The following is a 21,522-nucleotide window of genomic DNA, read 5'->3' as shown; positions in this document are numbered from 1 at the left end:
GCTCGGTCACCTTCATCGTGGTCATGCCGCGTCCTCCGCGCTGAGCTGCGAAGCGACGATCTCCGCATAGGTCGGGCAGGTCTCCGACAGCTCGTCATGCGTCCCGAGTCCGACGATCTCGCCGTCCTCCAGCACAACGACCTGGTCCGCGTCCAGCACCGTCGACACCCGCTGGGCGACGATGATCACCGCCGAATCCCGGGTGACCGGCCGCAGCGCCGCCCGCAGCCGCGCGTCGGTCGACACGTCCAGAGCGGAGAACGAATCGTCGAACAGGTAGATCTCGGGCCTGCGCACCAAAGCGCGCGCGATGGCGATGCGCTGCCGCTGGCCGCCGGACAGATTCGTTCCACCCTGGGAGATCGGCGCGTTCAGCCCCTCGTCCAACGCCTCGACGAAGTCCCGCGCCTGCGCGATCTGCAGGGCCGCCCAGAGCTCCTCGTCGGTCGCCGCCGGCTTGCCGTAGCGCAGGTTCGACGCGATGGTGCCGGTGAACAGGTACGCCTGTTGCGGCACAAGTCCGATCTTGCTCCACAGCACGTCCTGGTCGAGCCGCCGAACGTCCTCGCCGTCGACCCGCACGACACCGCTGGTGGCGTCGAAAAGCCTGGGGATCAGGTTGAGCAGCGTGGTCTTGCCCGCGCCGGTCGACCCGATGATCGCCGTGGTCTGCCCGGGCCGGGCGGAGAACGACACGTCGCACAGCACCGGATCGGTCGCGCCGGGGTAGGCGAACGACACCCCGTCGAAGTCGACCTCACCGCCGGCCTTGACCGACATCACCGGGTCGGCGGGCGGCACCACCGAGGAGTCGGTGTCGAGTACTTCCTTGATCCGCACGGAAGCCACCGCCGCGCGCGGGACCATCATCAGCATGAAGGTCGCCATCATCACGGCCATCAGGATCTGCATGACGTAGTTCAGGAACGCCGTCAGCGCGCCGACCTGCATCAGGCCGTCGTCCACCCGGTGCCCGCCGAACCACAGCACACCGATCACCGACACGTTCATGATGAACATGACGAACGGGAACATGGCGGCCATGTAGCGCCCGGTCTTGGTGGCGACGTCGGCGAGCGCGGTGTTCGCCCCCGCGAACCGCGCGGTCTCGAACGGCTCGCGGACGAACGCGCGCACCACGCGGATGCCGGTGATCTGCTCGCGCAGCACTCGGTTGACATCGTCGATGCGGACCTGCATGTCCTGGAAGCCCGGGACCATCCGCTTGATGATGAAACCCAAGCCCACGAACAGGATCGGCACGCAGACCAGCAGCAGCCAGGACAGCCCGACGTCCTCTTGCAGGGCCATGACCACGCCGCCGACCATCATGATCGGCGCGGCGACCATCATCGTGGTCGTCATCATCACCAGCATCTGCACTTGCTGCACGTCGTTGGTGACCCGGGTGATCAGCGACGGCGCGCCGAACTTGGACACCTCGCGCGAGGAGAACGAGCCGACCTGGTCGAACACCCCCGCCCGCAGGTCACGGCCGAACCCCATCGCGGTCTTCGCGCCGAAGTACACGGCGATGACCGAGCAGGTGATCTGCACCAGCGACGCCAGCAGCATCCACGCGCCGACGCGCACGATGTAGCCCGTGTCGCCGTTGACGATGCCGTTGTCGATGATGTCGGCGTTCAGGCTCGGCAGGTAGAGCGACGCCATCGTCCCGACCAGCTGCAGGCCGACGACGTAGGTCAGCCAGGTTCGGTATCTGGACAGGTACTCCCTGAGCACCTTGATCAACATCAGTGTTCCCCCTCTTTGGTGACGCCGTGGAGCAGGACGCGGGCGATCTCGTCCGGCGTGATTTCGTCGAAGTCCATGCCAGGGTGCCGCGAGCCGAACACGAGGCTGCGGAGCGCGATCGCGGCGGTCTCAGGCGGGACGGACAGCTCGTCGCGGTGTTCGGCGAACATCTCGGTCAACGCGGTGTGGAGCGACCGGTTGGCCTCGATGATGAACTTCGGCGGCCCGTCCGGCGGCCGATCGCCGGACATCAGGACGCCGCGGACGGCGATCATCACCGCCATCGTCATGCGGAAGCGTTCGAGCAGGTGAGCGGTGATGCGCCGCACCTTGTCGTGCAGGTCACCCGCGCCTTCGAGTGCCGCGGCAAACGTTTGCGCGCGCTCTTGCGGGTTCATCGTCTCTTCGGCGGCGGCGACCATGAGCGCGCATTTGTCGGGGAACGCCCGGAAGATCGTGCCCTCGGCGATGCCCGCGGCCTCGGCGATCTGTTTCGTGGTGACGGCCTGGCCGTGCTCGATGAGCAGGGGGATGACCGCTTTGACGATCGCCTTGCGACGGTCGTCCGGGGTCATGCGGGGGGCTCGCTGCCGTTCGGTCACCCGAGCGAGTGTAATGAGTGAGTGCTCACTCATCAACTGGATTATGGACGTTGGCCGTTCGGCCGGGTTTGGTTCAGCTGAGGTCGGCCAGCAGCAGTTGGAGGACTACCTCTTCTTCGACAGCCCAGCCCGCTCGCAGTGCCTCGGTCAACGCCGGCTCCCACGGCGCCGCGCCAGGATCGGCGCCCAAGGCGGGGAGGTCGATGTTCTCGGCCCGCGCCAGGTCGAGGCCTTCGCGGTAGTCGTCGGCGCCCATGCGCCACGGCGTGCCGTTGGCCAGGACCAGAACCTGCCTGGTGAGCAGCAGGCCGGTGCGGTCGAAGTCGGCGTGACAGCGGATCTGCGCGCCCGACGCTGCCAGTCGCGCCAGGAGTTGGCGGGCGACGGTGTTCAGGTGGCCGGAGAGGCAGACCAGCGGCTTCGTCAGCCCGGCGTCGATCGCGGCCTCGACCAGGCGCGGGTTCTCGCACACCCAGACGACCGTTCCCGGTTCCACCAGGTCTTCCTTGGCGGCGACCAGGTCTCGGAGGTCCGCGTGGCGCGGGAGGGGCAGGCCCACGCTCAGGACGGTGGTCGCCAGGCCGTCCGGGGCGACTCCGCAGCGCTCCCACAGGGCGCGTTCGTCGCCCGCTGTCTTGGGGAAGTCGAGGCCGTGGGCCAAGGCCGCGGCGCGGAGCACCAGGCCTGCCACCTTCTGGCCCCGGTCCAAGGCGCGCGGGTGGGCGGCCAGGTCGGTTCGGGCGATCCACTCGGTGGGGATCGCGCCCGGGGTGAGGGTGAGGCGCGACAGGATCGCGGTGGCCTGGGCGGCCGGTTCCGCGAGCCGCTCCGGCGGGATCTTGGCGTACCGCCGGACGTGGTCGATCCACAGCGATGCCCATGGAGCTGTCTGGAGTCCGGCCGTGGTCAGGGCTTCGATGAGGATCTCGTCGGACCAGTCACGGCGGGAGGCGTCGACCGAGGGCTGTTCCGGGCTGAACACGGCCGCCTCGCCGTGAACCGCCGCCAACACCTCGTCGAGTCCACAGTGGAACTCGCCCGCGCGCAGTTGCTCGTCGAGGTCGGCGACGGCGATCGTCGTGCCGACCAAGGCGGTCAGTTCCCGGCCGATCAGCGCCGACACAGCCGACGCGGCGGCGGGATTCGGCGCCTTGTAGCCGAGTTTGACCTGACCCCGCGCCACGGCCTTGCGGGCTTGGCGCCACAGCACCTCGTACTCGGGACGGCCGTAGACCTCCGGCATCGTCACGGGTCGTCCCGTTCGAGGCCGCCGCCGTCCCAGGTGGTGTGCGTGCACGCGACACCGTGGCCGGACTTGGGGCGCAGCACGTCGTAGATGTGCATGCGCGGGATGCGGTCGGACACGCCCCAGCCGCTGGGCCAGGTGATCACCCAGTCCATGTCGAGGTCCACGAGCAGCCCCAGCATCCGGGCGATGGTCGGGTCGTCGAGCCGCTCGAACGCCTCGTCGAGCAGGACCAGCCGCAGCGGCGACATCCGGGACGTCGCCGCGACACCCGCGCTGATGGCGCCGTAGAACGCCGCCGCCGCAGCGAAAAGCGTCACGTAGGAGATCAGGCGGGTCTCGCCGGAGGAGAGCTGGCGCAGCCGCCGCGAGCGCGGCTTGCCGTCCGGTGCGCTGTCGCGCACCCGCACGGTGAAGGCGAACCAAGAGCGGTAGTCCAGTGCCCGCGCCAAGATCTCCGTGTAGCCGCCCGACGCGGAGTCGCGCTCGGCTTCGATGCGGTCGGTGAACACCTGCTGCAGCCGGGCGTCCTGTTCCTCGCTGCGGTCGGCGAACGGCATCCGCAGCAGCCGCAGAGCCTCCACAGTGGACTCGTCGAGCCACGCGGCGGGCTGCCAGTCGAGCTGGACATGGACGCCCTGGCTGGACCGGGCGGTGTCGAGCACGTCGTTCATCCGGCGCGTCAGGTCCTCGGCCACCGCGATCTGGCCGGACAGCCGCTCGGCGAGTTCACGGACCAGGTGCAGGGCGAAGATCCCCTGGTACTGCTCGGTGAGGAAGCCTCGACGTTCCGCCAGACGGTCGGCGACTCGCCTGGCCGCGACCGCGACCGGCGCCGGACCTTCCTCGGCGGACACGACGACAGTGAGGATGCCCGCGTGCCGCTCCGGCAGCACGTTGTGCGTGCCGGCCAGCGACGCCTGTAGCGCCTGCAGCTTGGTGAGGACGTTCTCCTCGCTCGGCAGCCGCTTCGCCTGCGACACCGCGGTTTCCAGGAGGGCGAACGCCTCTTCGTCGTCAGCCGGGCGGTCGTCGTCGATCGCGGCGGGCCACACGCCCGGAGCGGCCAGCGCGTCGGTGAACGCCCGCGCGGCCGTCGCGGCGGCGGCGCGCTTTCCGTCGATCTCGGCCACCCGGGTGTCGAGCAGCGTCTGCGTCTTCACCACCTGGTTGGACAGCTCCGTCGTGGACTTGCGGGCCGCGGGCAGCTCTTCCCGCGTGGTTCGACGCTGCCGTTCCAGCTCGGTCAGCTGGCGGGCCACGCCTTCGGCCTCGCCGCCGATCGCGGAGGTCAGCTCGGCCAGCGCGGCCGCTTCCCGGTGGAACGCCACGCACTTCTCGTTCGCCACGGCCTCGGCGGTGTCGCGGTCGTCGACGGCGGCGTTGTGGTCGTGCAGCGCCTCGACCAAGTCGCGCACCGTTCCGGCGCAACGCTTGGCGAGCGCGTCGCGCAGGCTCTCGGCGGCTCCCCGCGCCTGTGTCGCCGCGCGGTGGGCCTGGCGCAGGGCCTCGGTGTCGGCGGGCAGCCCGGCGGCGCCCGCGTCCTGGGCCAGCTCGGTCTCCATCGCCTTGACTCGGCCGTCGGCGCTGAGGTGCTCGGCGCGCAGCAGGTCGGCCTTCGCCGAGGTCTCGGCGGCCAGCCGCTCCGACTCGATCGCGCTGACCCGCCCGGCGATCAGATCGCGGTCGTCCGGGAACGCGTCGAGGTGCGACTCCCACACCTCGACAGCTTGAACGCGGCGGCGCAGCTCGGTTTCCGCGTCCGCCAGCTGATCGTGCATCGTCTCCAGCGCGGCGCCCAGCTCGGTGATCGACCGCTTGCGCGCGGCCTCCCGGGCGCCCGCGCCGACGAACTCGGCGTCCTTTTTGGACAGTGCGCCGGTGAGGACGCCCGCGCGCCACCGGCCCGACGACCACACAGTCAGTCCGGGGTGGTCACCCTCGTAGGACACGGCGTCGAGCAGCCGCGCCACGACGTCGGCGGGAACCGGGCTGTCCGGCTCGACGGCGGGCGCCAGCGCGGCGGACAGCGGGCGCGTCGCCTTGGTGTCCACGGTGGCGAGCACATCGGAGACCGCCGGGTCGGCGAGACCGTCGGCGGTGACCCAGGCGTTGAGCAGCCCACTGGCCTGCAGAGCCGCCTCAAGCCCGGCATCGGCCTCGCCCGCGACGAAGTCGACCAGGCGGTAGAACGGCCTGCCCGCGGCGGGATCGCGCTCGGCGGCGGCGTACTGCGGCGGCGGGGGAGTGGCGTCGACGCCCTTGCGCAGCTCGATCAGCCGCGCCTCGGTGTCCTTGATCCGCCCCACGAGGTCGTCGACGACCTGGCGGGCGCCCACGACCTGCTGGCGCAGCGCCGAGAGGTGCGGCGCCGCCCACTGCCGCGCGGAGTCCCTCGCCTGCCTGCTGGCGTCCGGCACCTCTTCGATGCGGGCGACCGAGGGCTGACCCGGCGGGCGGGGAGCGTGGTCCTCGGCGAACGGGCCGGCCTTGGTCCACGCGCGCGCCTGCTCGCACCACATCTCCGCGGCGACACCGAACCGTTGGCGGGCCTCATTTCGGCGGCCGGCGGTTTCGGTCGCCTCGATCTGCGCCTCGCGGGCTTTCGCCTGCAGGCGGTCGAGTTCGGCCCGCTCGGCGTCGAGCTTGCGCGCGCGCTCGTGCAGCGACATCGCCAGCGCGCCGCGCTGGGCGAGCTGCGATCCGGCCTCGGTGACCCGCGCGGCCGTGGCGGTCAGCTCCGCGTCCAGTCCATCCGGGGCGATCTCCGGTGGCGTGCGGCGCTGGATCTCCAGCGGCTCGGCCTCCGGGTCGGGCTTGGCCCGGACCTTGTCGGACATGGTGCGCGGCAAGGGGTTCGGCGCGACAGGCAGCGGTGGACACAGGCCCGGGTCGAGCCCGGCGGCCACCAGTCCATCCTCTGTGGAGTGTGCGAGTTCGGTGGCGTCCTCGAGATCGCCGCCGAGCCTGCGCAGCACGGTCAGCACGGTCTCGACCGCGCGGTCGGCGTGGTTGCGCTGGGTGGCGGCGTTGTCGAGCGCGGCGCCCGCCGCTTCGCGGGTGCGTTCCACCAGCCGCTCGCGGTCCTGCAGGTCGCGCAGACCCTGGTAGACGGGCAGCGACTTGAGCGAGTCGATGCTGTTCTCCAGCTCGGCGTCGCGCTCCTCCAGCAACTGGACTTTCTCCTCGCCACCACGGTGCTTGCCGCTGTCGGTGGCGAGTTTCCCTTGCAGGGTACGGATTTCGGCGTGCGCCTTGTCGAGGACGCCGTTCGCCGCCGCGGCCCGGCTGCCCGCCGCGTGCAGCGCGTTGAGGGCATAACCCGAGTAGCCCGACAGGAAAGCGCTCATCGCCTCGTCGGCCGAGCTGAGCCTGCCGATATTCTCCCGGATGGATTCCAGGTCCTCGAACGAAGTCGCGAGCTGCTCGACGACGCCGATGTCGAGCGGCGGCAGCGCGTCGGACAGGATCTGCTCGAGCTGCCCGTCCTGGACCTTGAGGCCGATGTCGGGGTTTCGCAGGGTGCGCTGCAGGTGGAGCAGGTCGCCGTAGCGGCCGCCCGGCACGCCGTAGACCGTCTCGGCGACTTTCGCGCGGAAGGCGGCCTCGTCGTAGATCCGGTCGGCGCCGAGGACATCGCGCAGCGCGGCCGGACCCAGCGGGACCCGGTCGGCGGAGGCGAGCTGGAAGTGGGTGCCGACGCGCGACGGCGTGACGAACCGCCACGAGTCGCTGATCTGCTGCGATGTCGCCGACGCCTTCACACCGATGCCGCAGGTCAGGTACTCGTCCTGACCGGCCGCGCCGGTGCGGTGCAGCTCGATCCACGCGTAGCCGATGCGGTTGGGGCCGCCGTCGTAGTCGTCGAGCATGAGCCTGCGGATCGAGACCGTGCCGGCGCCCTTGGAACCCAGGTAGCGCAGGTCGCCGTCGAGGCACAGCGGCAGCAGCAGTTCCAGGGTGCGTGACTTGCCGGAGCCGTTGGTGCCCTGGAAGATCGCGCGGCCACCGGAGAAGTCGAAGGTCTGCTCGCGGTACTGCCAGATGTTGACGATCCCGCCCCGGTGCAGCCGCCAGCGGCCCACCACCGGAGCGGCTGTCGGATCGGCCGCGGTGTCATCCGGCGTGCTCAAGACTCCCCTTCCTCGTCGAACAGCGACCACCCCGGTTCGGGGGCGTACTGGACCGGCGTCACGGTGTTGCGCGCGGGTGTGTCGTCCGGCTGCGGCAGCCAGCGGTGCGCCGCCGGGCTGATGAGCCACCCGTCGCCGTCCGGCACCGCCAGTGTGAGGCGGGTCAACAGGTCCGCGATCGAGGCGACAAGTGTCTCCAGGTCTTCGGTGGCCTGACGGGCCCACGCGGCCGGGTAGTCCTCGACCAGGTTCGCGCAGACCTCGCGCAGTCGGGCGGCCGACACCGGCACCCGCCCGTCCGGCCGGTCGGTCTCGTCGAGCAGTTCCGGCAAGGCGAGCAGGGCGATGCGAGCGACCGTACTCGTGCCGGGGAAGACCACGTCGGTCAGGTACTCCTCCGGGTCGGTGACGGCCACACCCTCCGCCCGGGTCTCGGTGATCAAGCCGAAGCACCGCTCCAACACCACGGATTCGCGGCGCTGCCTGCGCAGCAGCCAGTCGGCCTCGTCGGCCGGCAGGTCCGCGTGCAGCGTCACCGGGTTCTCCACCAGGCGACGGCGCACCGCGTGCTCGACCTGGCCCGGCGCCGCGGCGATCGCGACGAGTTCCTCGGCGGACTCGGCCTCGGCGAGCGAACCGGCGAGGAGCTGGCCGAGCAGGTCCGTGTGGATGGTGATCAGCGCCTCCGCCGGGACTTCGCCGATCAGGCCCGCGACGGTGCCGTCGGTCTCGCTGATCACGCCGAGGCCGATGAGGTGGCGCAGCGCGGCGGTCAGGGCGCGGCGGTCGGCGATGTCGTCGACGACGGCGATGCCCGCCTCGCTCGCGGTGGCCCGCACGTCGGCGACCAGCCGGGACAGCAGCACCTGCCTGCCCACGCCGGTCAGCGCGGCCATGGTCAGGCAGACGTAGGCGTAGCCGCGTGGGGACAGCGTCGGCTCACCGCGGGTCGGGTCGGTGCCGGGGCCCGCCTTGTAGAGGCGGGCGAAGCGGCGCTCGACGACGAGCCGGTAGCCCAGGAGCGCGGCGAACATCTCCTGCAGCGCGGTGCGGTAGCGGTAGACCATCGGGAGGAGGTCGCCGTCCGGGCCGCCTGGGCGCAGCAGCGGGTGGCGCAGCAGCACCTTGGCGCAGCGGGCGACGTTGGCCGCGTCGATGTCGGACAGCCCGACTAGGGGGTCTCTGGCGTCAGCGCGCACCGCGCACCTCCGCTCTTGCGATCCCGACGGCGGTGTCGCGCAGGGTCAGCGTGCCCGAGGTGCTGCGGATCATGGTGGTGCGACCGGACTCCGGTGTCAGCGTGAGCGTCAGGCCGCGGACCTGGTCGGTGGCCGCGCCCGGGTCGTCGGCGCCTTCGCGCTGCGCCATGGCCAGCGTCAGGAGCTCGCAGAACGCGCCCAGAGCCTCGCCGGACAGCGTGACACTGTCCAAAGCGGACGATGCGGCGGCCAGTTCGGCGGACGCCGACTCCCGGCGTTCGTCGGCCGCACGGGCCTGGGCGAGCAGACCCTGCTCGGTGATCGGGTCGTCCATGATCCGCGAAGTCCGTCCGCGCGCGCCGCGATCGCCCCGGCCGCGCACGCTCACGGACACGTCGACTGCGGGACCGTCGCTCCAGGCGGTGTGCTCGTCGTCGCCGTCGTGCTCCGGCGCGGGCAGGAGGTTGCGCGCGGAGTACATGCCGAAGGCGGCGGCGTAGATCGCGTGGGCCTCGTCGGGAGAGGCCGCGTTGAACCAGCCGGCGAGCCTGACCAGTTCCGCGCGCCTGCTCGGCAGCAGCCCGCCGCCGGTGGTGGCTCGGCGGACCGTGGCCAGCAGGGCGCCGATGGCCCGGGTCGTCGCGTCGCGCAGGGCGGTCACCTGGCTGGGGTTGCCGGGGCGGTCGGCGAACCAGTCGGTCAGGTCCTGCCAGTCCTTGTCGCGGCGGCCGCGGGTGCGCTCGACGGCGGTGCCCAACTGTTCGGCGGGCCGCAGGAGGCTGAGCAGCTCGGACCGGGCGCCCGCCAGCGTGGACAGGGTCGCGGCGATCTTCGGGGTGTGCCGCAGGACGTCCTCGACGACGACCTGGATGTACTCGACCAGCAGATTCCGGAACCCGGAGATCTCTTCCGGCGCCAGGTGATGGCGGGTGAGAATCTGGCCCAGGTAGGCGTAGAAGTCGCGGACCGTGGCGGCCAGCTCGGCGTGCTGCAGGAACAGGGTGGTGACCCGCTCGGCCAGCAGCTCCCGGGCCCGGCGGGCGGGCAGCGACCCGGCGTCGAGCTGGGTGCGCGCCGACGCCGTGGCCAGCGTCTCACCGAGCTGGACCAGGCCGCGCTCGATGGCGGGCAGCAGCTCACGGGACACCTCGCGGGCGCCCTCGGGAACCCGCAGCAACTCGTCGACGTCGCGCTGCACCCGCACGGCGAGCTTGCTGACCTGGTAGCGCATGCTGCCCTGCTGGAACTCGGCGATGCTCGCGGCGATCGTCTCGCGACGGCCGTGCACGAGGTTGCCCCACTCCACGAGCTGCCGCATTCGGGGAATCACCACGTCGACGTGCGACTCACCGATGTCGATGCGCCCGTCCCGCTCGGCGGCGGCCAGGGCGGAGGACACCTCGCCCGCCGAAAGGTCGGCAAGCAGGGTCGAGGTGAACAGCCGCATGATCGCGAGATAGGTGCGGTGGTGCTCACGCGGCTGCAGATAGGCGTAGAGCTGAAGCCTGTGCTCGGTGTCGGTCTCCTGCTCTGGCTCCACGGCGGCCCACGATAGCCAAGGGGGCCGACACCCGCGCACTCCGGGACCGCGCGCGCGATACGGTTCCCTCTCCAGGGGGAATCTTTGCGAGGAGGGACCGTGTCGTCGGCGCGCGCTATCGGACTGCTGTTAGGCGTCGCCGCCGACGTCGTCTTGGGGGACCCGCGACGCTGGCACCCGGTCGCCGGATTCGGCACCGTCGCCCAGCGCGTCGAGCGGACGCTCTACCGCGACCACCACGTTCCCGGCGTCGCATACACGGCCGCGCTGGCGGGTTCAGCCATCGCTTTGGGTGTGGCCGTCGAACGGGCGGGCAAGCGCCGCCCCTGGGTCCGGGTCCTCGGCACAGCGATAGCCACCTGGTTCGTCCTGGGCGGCCGCTCGCTGGCCGCCGAGGGCGCGATGATCGGCCGCCACCTCGACGCGGGAGCGGTGGAAGCGGCCCGGGAACGCATCCCCCACCTGTGTGGCCGCGACCCAAGCACGCTCGACTCACCCGCGATGGCCCGCGCCACCGTCGAATCGGTCGCCGAAAACACGTCCGACGCTGTCGTGGCGCCCCTGTTCTGGGGTGCGGTCGCAGGCGTCCCCGGCCTCCTTGGCTACCGCGCGATCAACACCATGGACGCGATGGTCGGCCACAGGTCCCCCCGCTACCGTCGCTTCGGCTGGGCCTCAGCCCGCCTCGACGACCTGGCGAACCTCTTGCCCGCCCGATTGGCGGCGGCGTTGACGGTGATCGGGGCCCCCGTGGTCGGCGGCGACCGCAAGGGCGCTTGGACAGCCTGGCAACGAGACGCCGCCGCACACCCGAGCCCCAACGCGGGTCGGGTGGAGGCCGCCTTCGCGGGGGCTTTGGAGGTCCGCCTGGGTGGCCGCACGGTGTATCCACACGGTGTCGAAGACCGCCCAGTCCTCGGAACCGGCCGCATGCCGGACGCGGGACACGTGACCAGGGCGGTGGAACTCTCCCGCGTCGTGGGTGCCCTCACCGCCGTCGTCGCCGCAACCGTCGCCCTCTTCACCGGCCCCCCGCGAGTCGCCCCTTCCGGCAAACGAGTCGCCCCGTCCGGCAAGTGAGTTCAACACTCACGCAGGCTTCGGCGTCGGAGTGCCGTGGCGTGCGGTCCGGTGTTCGCGCGGCTGAATGGTGAACTCACTTGCCGGACGGGGCGACTCACTTGCCGGAGGGGGCGACTCGCGGTTGGGTGGCGTGGGCCTTGTCGTCGTCGGCCAAGATCTCTGCCACAGAACGTCGCTTGGGGGCGTCCGTGCGCAGCATGCCGCCGGGTTTGATCTCTCGCCAAGTGAAGTACACCAAGCCAAGCAAGGCCATCGCGCCGAAGGCGATCCACTGCAGGGCGTAGGACAAGTACGGACCCACGTCCAGTTGCGGCAGGGGAAGGGCGCCCAGGACGCCGGGTGAGCCTTCCTCCAGCTGTGCGTACCCAGGCCGAATCGACAACCCAGCCGTCTCACCGACCGTGCGGGAGTCCACCGCGTAGACGTGTTTGCGGCCTTCCTCCGTGAAAGCCGGCCTGCCCTGTGGGTCGCGTTCGTCCGCCCGGACGCGTGCGACCAAGTCGACCGGGCCGGTGGGGGCCGGGGCGAAGTCGGGGACGCGGACGCCCTCGACCGGGCGGATGAAGCCTCGGTCGACCAGGATCACCTCGCCCGTCGCCAGCCTGAATGGGGTCAGGACCTCGAACGCCGCCGCGCCCTGCACCGTCCGAAGGCGGGCCACCGCTTCCGCTTTCGGCAGGTACGTGCCGGACAACGTCACCCGGCGCCACTGGGTCGCGGGGTCGGCGGACTGGATGGGGATGGGGGCGGCCTCGAAAGACGACGTGATGGCGTCGTTGGTGGACTTGCGGTCCTCGTAGCGGGTGAACTGCCAGGGGGCGAGCAGGGTGAAGCACGCCGTGGCGAAGACGACCACGACGAAAGCCAGCATCAGCCACCCAGGGCGCAGCAGCGACCGCACCCCACAACGGTAGGCCGGCGGCCGCTGTGACCTGGCTCCCGGTCCCCGAGAACCCCATTGGCGACCGATGAATGGCAAATGGGAATGGCAAATGGGAATTACTGCCGGGAACTCCCACCACTCGTCGGTTCTGCTGAAACCAGGCCTTGGCTAATGTTCAATTCGGGATCAATGTCCCCAACGATGATTCCGCACGGAGTCCACCCTGCGCCCGGACTCGGAAACCTCTGTGGTGACGAGTCTGGGTAACTCCAGAAGGAGCACCACCTTGAGGTTTCGACGAATTAGCGGCTTGATGCTGCTTATGGCAGGCGTGCTGGCGGTGTCGACCGCGCCCGCCGGGGCGCACGACCCGGAGACGCCCGAGGGTCAGGCCGCCGCGCGCGCGTTCATGGCCGACTACGAGCCCGCCGACCGCCGGGCCCCGATCACCGGGACCGCCGCGGGTGTGCCGTGCGTCAACGGCAAAGCCGACATCTACCCCTGCAAGAACGTCGACTTGGTCAGCGTCCTGCCGCTCTCCGGCCTCGGCGGCGGCAACGGCAACGACATCTGGGGTTGGACCGACCCGACCAACCAGAAGGAATACGCGATCGTCGGCCGGACCAACGGCACCGCGTTCGTCGACATCAGCACGCCGACCTCGCCGAAGTACCTGGGCAACCTGCCCTCCAACGGCGGCAGCAGCACCTGGCGCGACATGAAGGTCTACAAGGACCACGCGTTCATCGTCGCCGACATGATCAACGGCCACGGCATGCAGGTCTTCGACCTGACCCGCCTGCGCACCGTGACCTCCGCGCAGACGTTCACCGTCGACAAGCTCTACACCGGCTTCGGACCCGCGCACAACATCGCGATCAACGAAGAGACCGGCTACGCCTACGCGATCGGCTCGAACACCTGCAGCGGCGGCCCGCACATGGTCGACATCCGCACGCCGAAGAACCCGGTCAACGCGGGCTGTGTGTCCCAGGACGGCTACACGCACGACAACCAGTGCGTGGTCTACCGCGGCCCGGACACCCGCTACACCGGTCGCGAGATCTGCTTCAACTCCAACGAGGACACGCTGACGATCGTCGACGTGACCACCAAGAGCAACCCGGTGCAGCTCTCCCGCACCGGCTACTCGGGCGCCCAGTACTCGCACCAGGGCTGGCTCACCGAGAACCAGAAGTTCTTCCTGATGGACGACGAGCTCGATGAGCAGCGCTCGTCCGCGGACAAGAAGACCAAGACCTACATCTGGGACCTGACCAGCCTGACCGCGCCGCGGCACACCGGCACCTACAGCTCCCCGGTCGAGGCGATCGACCACAACATGTACGTCAAGGGCGACTACGTCTACCAGGCGAACTACCGCGCGGGTCTGCGCATCCTCGACATCAAGAACGTGGCGTCGGCGTCGCTGACCGAGGCGGGCTACTTCGACATCTACCCGTCCGCCGACGGCGCGCAGTTCAACGGCGCGTGGAGCACGTACCCGTACTTCCCGTCCGGCAACGTGGTCGTCAACGGCATCGAGCAGGGCCTCGTAGTCGTCAAGCCCAACCTGGGCGGCGTCGTCGACCCGCCGCCGACCGGCGGTAAGTTCGAGAACACCAACAACGTCAACATCCCGGACGCGGGCGCCGCGATCACCAGCGACGTCACCGTGACCGGCCAGGCGGGCAACGCCCCGTCGACGCTGAAGGTGAACGTCGACATCAAGCACACCTGGCGCGGTGACCTGGTCATCGACCTGGTGGCCCCGGATGGTTCCCTGTACCGGTTGAAGAACTCGTCGGGCAACGACTCGGCCGACAACGTGATCACCACCTACACGGTGAACGCTTCGACCGAGGTCGCCAACGGCACCTGGAAGCTCAAGGTCCAGGACGTCGCCCAGTACGACACCGGCTACATCGACGCCTGGAGCGTTCAGTTCTAGACCGCTGAGGGGTCCCGCCCGAACGGCGGGACCCCTCAGTCCATTCGCAATCCCAGAAGTTTCACAGCGACCTACTGGCAAGAATTGTCGGGTTCCCGGCGAAATAGGCGATGACTACCGTTTTCATACGGAGTCATCGCCTATTCGGTGTTTTCCGATATCTGGACTCCCTGCATCCAGAAGGAGCACTACCGTGCGGTATCGAAGAAATGTCTTCGCGGCCCTGGTCATCGCCGGGTCCATATTCGCCATGACGAATGCGACAGCGGGCGCCCACGATCCGAACACCCCGGAGGGTCAGGCCGCGATCCAGGAGTTCATGGCCGACTACCAGCAGCCCGACCGGAGCGCCGCGATCACGGGTACCGCGGCCGGCGTGCCGTGCGTCAACGGCAAGGCGGATCAGTACCCCTGCGAGAACGTCGACCTCATGAGCTACCTGCCGATGTCGGGCATCGGCGGCGGCAACGGCAACGACATCTGGGGCTGGACCGACCCGACCAACAACAAGGAGTACGCGCTGGTCGGGCGCAGCAACGGCACGTCGTTCGTGGACGTGACCAACCCGACCTCGCCGGTTTACCTCGGCAATCTGCCCACCAACGGCGGCACGAGCAGTTGGCGGGACATCGACGTCTACGCCAACCACGCGTTCATCGTCGCCGACTTCGTCACCGGCCACGGAATGCAGGTCTTCGACCTGACCCGCCTGCGTGCGGTGACCTCGCCGCAGACCTTCACCGCCGACAAGATCTACACCGGATTCGGCCCCGCGCACACGATCACGGTCAACCCGGCGACCGGTTTCGTCTACGCGAACGGCTCCAACACCTGCAGCGGCGGCTCACACATGGTCGATGTGCGCACGCCGAAGAACCCGGTCAACGCCGGCTGCGTGTCCCAGGACGGCTACGTCCACGACAACCACTGCGTCACCTACGACGGCCCGGACGCGGCGTACCGCGGGCGCGAGATCTGCGTGAACTCCAACGAGGACACGATCACCACCGTCGATGTGACCGACAAGGCCAACCCGAGGCAGCTCTCGCGCATCAGCTACACCGGCGCGAAGTACGTGCACCAGGGCTGGTTCACCGAGGGCAAGCGCTACTTCCTGCTCGACGACGAACTCGACCACGAGGGCGCGGCAGACAAGCGCGCGAAGACCTACATCTTCGACATGGCCAGCCTGGCCGCGCCGAAGCACATCGGCACCTACACCTCGTCGGTCGAGGCGACCGACCACCAGATGTTCGTGGTCGGCAAGCACGCCTTCCAGTCGAACTACCGCTCCGGCCTGCGCATCCTCGACGTCACCGGCGTGGCGAGCGGGTCGCTCACCGAGGCGGGCTTCTTCGATATCTACCCCAGCAGCGACGGCGTCGGCTTCAACGGCACGTGGGCGAACTACCCGTTCTTCAAGAGCGGCAACATCATCGTCAACGGGATCGAACAGGGCCTGTTCGTGGTGAAGCCGAACCTCGGCGGCGACCTGCCGCCGCGGGTGTACGAGAACCCGAACAACGTCAACATCCCGGACGCGGGCGCCGCGGTCACCAGCGACATCCAGGTCACGGGACTCGACGGCGCCGGATCCCCGACGACGAAGGTCGACGTCGACGTCAAGCACACCTGGCGCGGTGACCTGGTCATCGACCTGGTGGCCCCGGACGGCACGGCCTACCGCTTGAAGAACTCCTCGGGCAACGACTCGGCGGACAACGTCATCGCGACCTACACGGTCGACCTGTCCTCCGAGCCGCTCAAGGGCGTCTGGAAACTCAAAGTCCAAGACGTCGCCCGCTACGACACCGGCTACATCGACAATTTCAAGATCACGTTCTGACCGCTGAAGGGCCCCGGCCGGGGCCCTTCAGCGCGCCCTGACCCAGTCCAGCAGACCCGGGCAGGCGGCCTCGACCATGGCCATGACCTCGGCGAATCCCTTGTCGTCGCCGTAGTACGGGTCCGGGACATCGAGGTCGCCGCCCGCGTCGGGGTCGAACTCGCGCAGCAACCGCACTGTCGTCGGGTCGGGAACCCGGACACGCAACGCGCGGGCGTGTCCGGCGTCCAGCGCGATGAGCAGGTCGGCGTCAAGATGGTCGTCGCCGACCTGGGCGGCGCTGTGGTCGCTCGGGTAGCCGTTGTCGGACAGGACCCGCACGGTCCGGGGGTCGGCGGGGTCACCCACATGCCAGCCACCCGTCCCCGCGCTGGTCACCCGGACCTGGTCGGCCAGCCCGGCGCGGCGCAGGTGCTCGCCGAACACCAGGGCTGCCATCGGGGAGCGGCAGATGTTGCCAGTACAGACGAAGCAGATATGCACAGGGAGAGAGAGTAGGGATGGACGAGGAGCCGTGGTGGTCACCGGAGCGGATCCGGCGGCTGCCGGACTCGGAGCGCGCCCAGGCGATGAGCAGGCTCACCGAGGCCGTCGACCACCACATGACCGTGCGGTCCACCACCGACGACCTCGCCCGGCTGCGCTCGAAGCGCTGGCTACGCGAACACGGCCTCAGCGCCCTGGTCGACTAGCCAGATCAAGGTAGATCCGCCGCCGGCCGTCGCGCTTGGCGAAGACCGGCTCGAAGCACCCGGTCATCAACCGGTGCTCGGGGGAGAACCCCGTGGAGCAGGACGGCGGTGTGTTCCCCGTGGCCGTGCTCGACGTAGTGGACATCGACATCGGCGGCATGGACGAAGGCATGGTCGCGCAACCTGGCGGCGGCCGGAGAGCGGTCCAACCGAACTCATTAGGATTACCGCGATGACCAGCACCGGATCCGACGAGCACGCCCTCTTGCGGCACCACGGCGACGTCGACGCCGCGCCGGGCCTGCTCGACTTCGCGGTGAACGTGCGCGGCGAGCGTCCCCCGGCATGGCTGCGCGACCGCCTCGTCGCCGCGGTCGACCGACTGGGCAAGTACCCATCCGCTGCCGACGACCTCGCCGCCCGCACCGCCGTCGCCGACCGGCACGGCCGCGACGCCGACCAGGTGCTCATCCTCAACGGCTCCGCCGAGGGCTTCGCGCTGCTGCCTCGCCTGCGGCCCGCGCTCGCCGCGCTGGTGCACCCGTCGTTCACCGAGCCCGAGGTCGCGCTGCGGCAGGCCGGGGTGCCCGTCCATCGGGTGCTGCTCAGCGCGGACGACGGCTACGCCCTGCGCCCCGAACTCGTTCCCGCCGAGGCCGACCTGGTGGTCGTGGGCAACCCGACCAACCCGACCTCGACGCTGCACCCGGCCGACCTGATTCGCGCGCTCGCGCGGCCCGGGCGGACGGTGCTCGTCGACGAGGCGTTCATGGACGCGGTGCCCGGCGAGATCGAATCCCTGGCCCACGACCAGGAAACCCCCGGCCTGCTGGTCTTCCGCAGCCTCACCAAGACCTGGGCGCTGCCCGGCCTGCGCGCCGGATACGCGCTCGGCTCCCCGGACCTGCTGGCCCGACTCGGCACCGACCGTCCACAGTGGCCAGTTGGCACCCTGGTCCTGGAAGCCGTCATCGCCTGCAGCGAGCCGCCCGCGGTGGCCGAGACCGAGGTGGCGGCCGTCGAAGCCCTGTCCCACCGCGAAGACCTCGTCGAAGCGCTGGAGGAACTCGGCATCACCGTGACCGGTCCGGCGTCGGCGCCCTTCCTCCTGCTGCGCGTCCCCGACGGCGAGCGCGTGCGCCAAGGCCTGCGGGAACGGGGGATCGCGGTCCGCCGGGCCGACACGTTCCCCGGCCTGGGCCCCGACCATCTGCGGGTCGCCGTCCGCTCGCCCGAACAGTGCGCGCCGCTCGTGGCCGCGCTGAAATCCGAACTCGCCGTGGAGGTCACCCTGTGACGACCGTCGCCGACGCGGTGGCCGCGCTCGACGCCGCCTACCCGCCCGCGCTCGCCGAGAGCTGGGACGCCGTCGGCCTGGTGTGCGGCGACCCCGCCGAGGAGGTCACGGGAATCCTGGTCTGCGTGGACCCGACCGAGTCCACAGTGGACGAAGCGATCGAACTCGGCGCGCAGCTGATCGTCGCTCACCATCCGCTGCTGCTTCGCGGCGTGCACGGCGTCCCCGCCGACACCCCCAAGGGCTCGCTCGTGCACCGCATGGTCCGCGCGGGGGTCGCCCTGTTCTGCGCGCACACCAACGCCGACGCCGCCGACCCAGGCGTGTCCGACGCGCTCGCCGAGGCGATCGGCCTGACCGTCACCGGCCCGCTCAACCCCAACGCCGACGGCCGCACCGGCATCGGCCGGATCGGCACCCTCGACAAGCCCGAGCCGTTCGCCGTCTTCGTCGAGCGCGTGGCCCGGGCGCTGCCCGCCACCGAGGGCGGTGTGCGCGCCGCGGGCGACACCAACCGGCGCGTCCAGACCGTCGCGGTGTCCGGCGGCGCGGGTGACTCCTATCTCAGTGCCGCCGCCGCCGCGGGCGTCGACGCCTACGTCACCGCCGACCTGCGCCACCACCCGGCCTGCGAGCATCTCGCCGCGGGCGGGCCCGCCCTGGTCGACGTCGCGCACTGGGCCGGCGAGTGGCCGTGGTGCGACCAGGCGGCGGGCATCCTGCGCGCGGGCCTCGGCGGTACCGTCAGCGTCACCGTCTCCACCATCCGCACCGATCCTTGGACCGCCCAGTCCGCCGGGGCGCCAACCCGAACCGGGAGGTTCACCGGGTGAAAGCCGATCCCGCTGTCCAACGTCGTCTCCTCGACCTCGCAGGCGTCGACGCCGAACTGGCGCGCGTGCAGCACCAGCGGCGCACCATGCCGGAGCTGGCCGAGGTCGCCGACGGCGAGAAGGCCGCGCAGGCCAAGCGGGACGCGCAGGTCGCCGTGCAGATGCAGCTCGACGACCTCGACCGCGAGGTGGCACGGCAGGAGAAGGAGATCGACGCCGTGCGGGCCCGCGAGGACCGCGACCGCAAACTGCTCGCCGGTGGCACCGTCGGCGCGAAGCAGCTGACCGACCTCGAACACGAGCTGGCCACCCTGGAGCGCAGGCAGGGCATCCTCGAGGACGACCTGCTGGAGCTGATGGAGCGCCGCGAAGCCGTCGAGATGGACGGCAAGCACGCCTCCGTCGAGCTGGCGAAGGCCGAGGACGCGCTGGGCGAGGCCAACCGCCGCCGCGACGAGAACCTCGCCGACCTCGACACCAACGAGTCCCGCCGCGACGCCGAGCGGGCCAAGATCCTGCCCGACATCCCGGAGGACCTGCTGGCCATCTACGAGCGCAAACGCAAGCAGAAGGGCGTCGGCGCGGCCCTGCTGCGCGCCCGCCGCTGCGGCGCCTGCCGGATCGAACTCGACCGGCGCGAGATTTCCCGGATCAAGGACACCGCGGGCGACGAGGTCCTCGAATGCGAGGAATGCGGGGCGATTCTGATTCGGACCCCGGAGTCCGGCCTGTGAAGGTGATCGTCGAAGCCGACGGCGGATCCCGGGGCAACCCGGGCCCCGCGGGCTACGGCGCCGTCGTCTTCGACGCCGCCACCGGCGCGGTCCTCGCCGAACGAGCCGAGGGCATCGGCCGCGCGACCAACAACGTCGCCGAGTACCGGGGCCTGATCGCGGGCCTGGAAGCCGCCGCCGAACTCGGCGCGGACTCCGTCTCGGTCCGCATGGACTCGAAGCTGGTCGTCGAGCAGATGTGCGGCCGCTGGCAGGTCAAGCACCCCTCGATGCAGCCCCTGGCCCAGCGCGCCCGCGAACTGGTCCGCGCCTTCCAGCGCGTCGAGTTCGACTGGATCGCCCGAGCGAAGAACACCCACGCCGACCGCCTCGCCAACGAGGCGATGGACCGCCAGGCAGGCATCGAGCCGAAGGTCGCCAAGCCTGCCAAGGCGCCATCGTGGACCGGCGTCCAGGGCGAGCCGACCAGGTTGTTGCTGCTTCGCCACGGCCAGACCGCGATGTCGGCGGAGCGCCGTTACTCCGGCCGGGTCGACGTCGCCCTGACCGACCTCGGCGAGGCCCAGGCCGAGGCCACCGCGAAACGGGTCGCGAAACTCGACCACGTCGACGCGGGCACCCCGATCGTCGCCTCCCCGCTCTCCCGGACGATGGCCACCGCCCGCGCCGTCGCGGCGGCGACGGGCGGCGAGGTCACCACCCATGAGGGCCTGATCGAAACCAACTTCGGCGACTGGGACGGCCTGACCTTCGCCGAGGCGTCCGCTCGAGACCCTCGGCTACACACCCAATGGCTCTCGGACACCTCGGTCGCGGCCCCCAACGGCGAAAGCATGGACGCCGTCCACCGCCGAGTCCGCAAAACCCGCGACGACTTGATCACCAAATACGGCGGCAATACCCTGATCGTGGTCAGCCACGTAACCCCGATCAAGTCCTTGCTACGCATGGGTCTCGACGTAGGTCCCTCGCTGCTTTTCAGGCTGCATCTGGACTTGGCGTCGCTGTCGATCGTGGAGTTCTACCCGGATGGAAACGCCTCGGTCCGCTTGGTCAACGACACCTCTCACCTCGCATGACGGCACGGGCAACATAGGCGTCCGAAGCCCGAAGTCAGCCCGCGAGCGCGACGGGCGAGCGAACAGCCGCCATGAGCCGAGCGAACTCGGAGAGCGTCTCGTTCAAAGCCACAGCGGCAAGCGGCCGAACGAAGCCACCTTCCTCAGGTGCGGCGATCATCCGATCAAGCACAAAATGCCCGGGCAACACATCAGTGGCCCCCAGCGCCCGCAACAACGGCAACAGAGCGAAATCGATGGCCACGATGTGCCCCTGCGTCCCACCATTCGCCAATGGCAACACCGCGATGGACTCAAGCGTCCCCGAGGGCAGCAGGTCGAGCAGCGACTTCACCAGCCCGCTATACGCGGCGCGGTAGACCGGACTGGCCACGACCAGGCCATCTGCGGAAGACACGAGGTCGAGCGCCGCCCGAATCTCCGGGTGGTCGACGTCCTCGGACAGAAGGGCGACGGTCGGTAAGTCGCGTACCGCGATCGTGTGAACCGTGTGACCGGCCCGGCGCAGTTCGACTTCGGCGTGGGCCACCAAGATGGCCGCCCGGGTGCGCCCCGACGGACTCCCGGAGATGATCACCACCGATGCCATCGCACACCTCCTCATCCCTTTCACTTGAGTAGATCAGGTGCCCGCGACCTGCTCAAAGAG

Annotated in this window: 18 protein-coding genes; 9 read left to right on the top strand and 9 right to left on the bottom strand. The window is 70.1% G+C overall.

The annotated features are described in order from the left end of the window. Window positions 1-21 precede the first annotated feature (21 nt). From ACUZ2Y_RS14500 to ACUZ2Y_RS14475, 6 genes are all read right to left on the bottom strand, one after another. On the bottom strand, window positions 22-1,755 hold the full coding sequence (locus tag ACUZ2Y_RS14500; protein ID WP_476331172.1) for an ABC transporter ATP-binding protein: 1,734 nt from the start codon (window positions 1,753-1,755) through the stop codon (window positions 22-24). Beyond that, the gene (locus ACUZ2Y_RS14495; protein ID WP_476331169.1) at window positions 1,755-2,357 is read right to left on the bottom strand and encodes a TetR/AcrR family transcriptional regulator; all 603 of its coding nucleotides are present in this window, start codon (window positions 2,355-2,357) and stop codon (window positions 1,755-1,757) included. The genes ACUZ2Y_RS14500 and ACUZ2Y_RS14495 overlap by 1 nt, the downstream gene beginning before the upstream one ends. 73 nt (window positions 2,358-2,430) lie before the next feature. Continuing rightward, window positions 2,431-3,600 (bottom strand): DUF2399 domain-containing protein, encoded by a 1,170-nt coding sequence (locus tag ACUZ2Y_RS14490; protein ID WP_476331818.1) that lies wholly within the window; start codon window positions 3,598-3,600, stop codon window positions 2,431-2,433. 2 nt (window positions 3,601-3,602) lie between these two features. After that, entirely contained in the window at window positions 3,603-7,736 is a 4,134-nt protein-coding gene (locus tag ACUZ2Y_RS14485; protein WP_476331166.1) for a TIGR02680 family protein, read from the bottom strand. Further along, window positions 7,733-8,935, bottom strand: coding sequence for a TIGR02678 family protein (locus tag ACUZ2Y_RS14480; RefSeq protein WP_476331163.1), 1,203 nt, complete (start codon window positions 8,933-8,935; stop codon window positions 7,733-7,735). Before ACUZ2Y_RS14480 ends, ACUZ2Y_RS14485 begins: the two co-directional genes overlap by 4 nt. Continuing rightward, the gene (locus ACUZ2Y_RS14475) at window positions 8,925-10,475 is read right to left on the bottom strand and encodes a DUF2397 domain-containing protein (protein WP_476331160.1); all 1,551 of its coding nucleotides are present in this window, start codon (window positions 10,473-10,475) and stop codon (window positions 8,925-8,927) included. Before ACUZ2Y_RS14475 ends, ACUZ2Y_RS14480 begins: the two co-directional genes overlap by 11 nt. A 99-nt stretch (window positions 10,476-10,574) precedes the next feature. Between ACUZ2Y_RS14475 and ACUZ2Y_RS14470 the strand changes: the two genes are divergently transcribed. Then, entirely contained in the window at window positions 10,575-11,555 is a 981-nt protein-coding gene (locus tag ACUZ2Y_RS14470; protein WP_476331157.1) for a cobalamin biosynthesis protein, read from the top strand. 97 nt (window positions 11,556-11,652) lie between these two features. Here ACUZ2Y_RS14470 and ACUZ2Y_RS14465 read toward each other — a convergent pair whose 3' ends face one another. Further along, window positions 11,653-12,459, bottom strand: a complete 807-nt coding sequence (locus ACUZ2Y_RS14465; protein ID WP_476331154.1) for an SURF1 family cytochrome oxidase biogenesis protein — start codon at window positions 12,457-12,459, stop codon at window positions 11,653-11,655. A gap of 268 nt (window positions 12,460-12,727) precedes the next feature. Between ACUZ2Y_RS14465 and ACUZ2Y_RS14460 the strand changes: the two genes are divergently transcribed. Both ACUZ2Y_RS14460 and ACUZ2Y_RS14455 read left to right on the top strand, forming a co-directional pair. Then, entirely contained in the window at window positions 12,728-14,392 is a 1,665-nt protein-coding gene (locus ACUZ2Y_RS14460; protein WP_476331151.1) for a choice-of-anchor B family protein, read from the top strand. A 193-nt stretch (window positions 14,393-14,585) separates the two neighbouring features. Beyond that, window positions 14,586-16,238, top strand: coding sequence for a choice-of-anchor B family protein (locus ACUZ2Y_RS14455; protein WP_476331148.1), 1,653 nt, complete (start codon window positions 14,586-14,588; stop codon window positions 16,236-16,238). Window positions 16,239-16,265: 27 nt separating this feature from the next. On the opposite strand, the gene ACUZ2Y_RS14450 is transcribed toward ACUZ2Y_RS14455, so the two are convergent. Continuing rightward, window positions 16,266-16,721, bottom strand: coding sequence for a low molecular weight protein-tyrosine-phosphatase (locus ACUZ2Y_RS14450; protein WP_476331145.1), 456 nt, complete (start codon window positions 16,719-16,721; stop codon window positions 16,266-16,268). Between the two features lie 17 nt (window positions 16,722-16,738). Here ACUZ2Y_RS14450 and ACUZ2Y_RS14445 point away from each other — a divergent pair, with 17 nt between their 5' ends. The 6 genes from ACUZ2Y_RS14445 to ACUZ2Y_RS14420 all read left to right on the top strand — a co-directional run bounded on the left by ACUZ2Y_RS14445 (window position 16,739) and on the right by ACUZ2Y_RS14420 (window position 20,873). After that, complete coding sequence (locus ACUZ2Y_RS14445) at window positions 16,739-16,930, top strand: hypothetical protein (protein WP_476331142.1); 192 nt, start codon at window positions 16,739-16,741, stop codon at window positions 16,928-16,930. A 92-nt stretch (window positions 16,931-17,022) separates the two neighbouring features. After that, the gene (locus ACUZ2Y_RS14440) at window positions 17,023-17,166 is read left to right on the top strand and encodes a hypothetical protein (protein WP_476331139.1); all 144 of its coding nucleotides are present in this window, start codon (window positions 17,023-17,025) and stop codon (window positions 17,164-17,166) included. Beyond that, on the top strand, window positions 17,163-18,227 hold the full coding sequence (gene cobC / locus ACUZ2Y_RS14435; protein ID WP_476331137.1) for an Rv2231c family pyridoxal phosphate-dependent protein CobC: 1,065 nt from the start codon (window positions 17,163-17,165) through the stop codon (window positions 18,225-18,227). Before ACUZ2Y_RS14440 ends, cobC begins: the two co-directional genes overlap by 4 nt. Next, window positions 18,224-19,060: a Nif3-like dinuclear metal center hexameric protein gene (locus ACUZ2Y_RS14430; protein ID WP_476331134.1), complete on the top strand. Its 837-nt coding sequence runs from the start codon at window positions 18,224-18,226 to the stop codon at window positions 19,058-19,060. The genes cobC and ACUZ2Y_RS14430 overlap by 4 nt, the downstream gene beginning before the upstream one ends. Then, window positions 19,057-19,794 (top strand): zinc ribbon domain-containing protein, encoded by a 738-nt coding sequence (locus ACUZ2Y_RS14425; protein ID WP_476331131.1) that lies wholly within the window; start codon window positions 19,057-19,059, stop codon window positions 19,792-19,794. The genes ACUZ2Y_RS14430 and ACUZ2Y_RS14425 overlap by 4 nt, the downstream gene beginning before the upstream one ends. Before the next feature lie 2 nt (window positions 19,795-19,796). Further along, window positions 19,797-20,873 carry a bifunctional RNase H/acid phosphatase gene (locus ACUZ2Y_RS14420; RefSeq protein WP_476331815.1) on the top strand — a complete coding sequence of 359 codons (1,077 nt, stop codon included), beginning with the start codon at window positions 19,797-19,799 and terminating at the stop codon, window positions 20,871-20,873. A 34-nt stretch (window positions 20,874-20,907) separates the two neighbouring features. On the opposite strand, the gene ssuE is transcribed toward ACUZ2Y_RS14420, so the two are convergent. Further along, window positions 20,908-21,462: an NADPH-dependent FMN reductase gene (gene ssuE / locus ACUZ2Y_RS14415; RefSeq protein ID WP_476331128.1), complete on the bottom strand. Its 555-nt coding sequence runs from the start codon at window positions 21,460-21,462 to the stop codon at window positions 20,908-20,910. Window positions 21,463-21,522: the final 60 nt, after the last annotated feature.

Source organism: Actinokineospora sp. UV203 (genome assembly GCF_056323665.1).
Note: the sequence above shows the minus strand (reverse complement) of the source record. Positions and strands in the feature narration are given on the sequence as shown.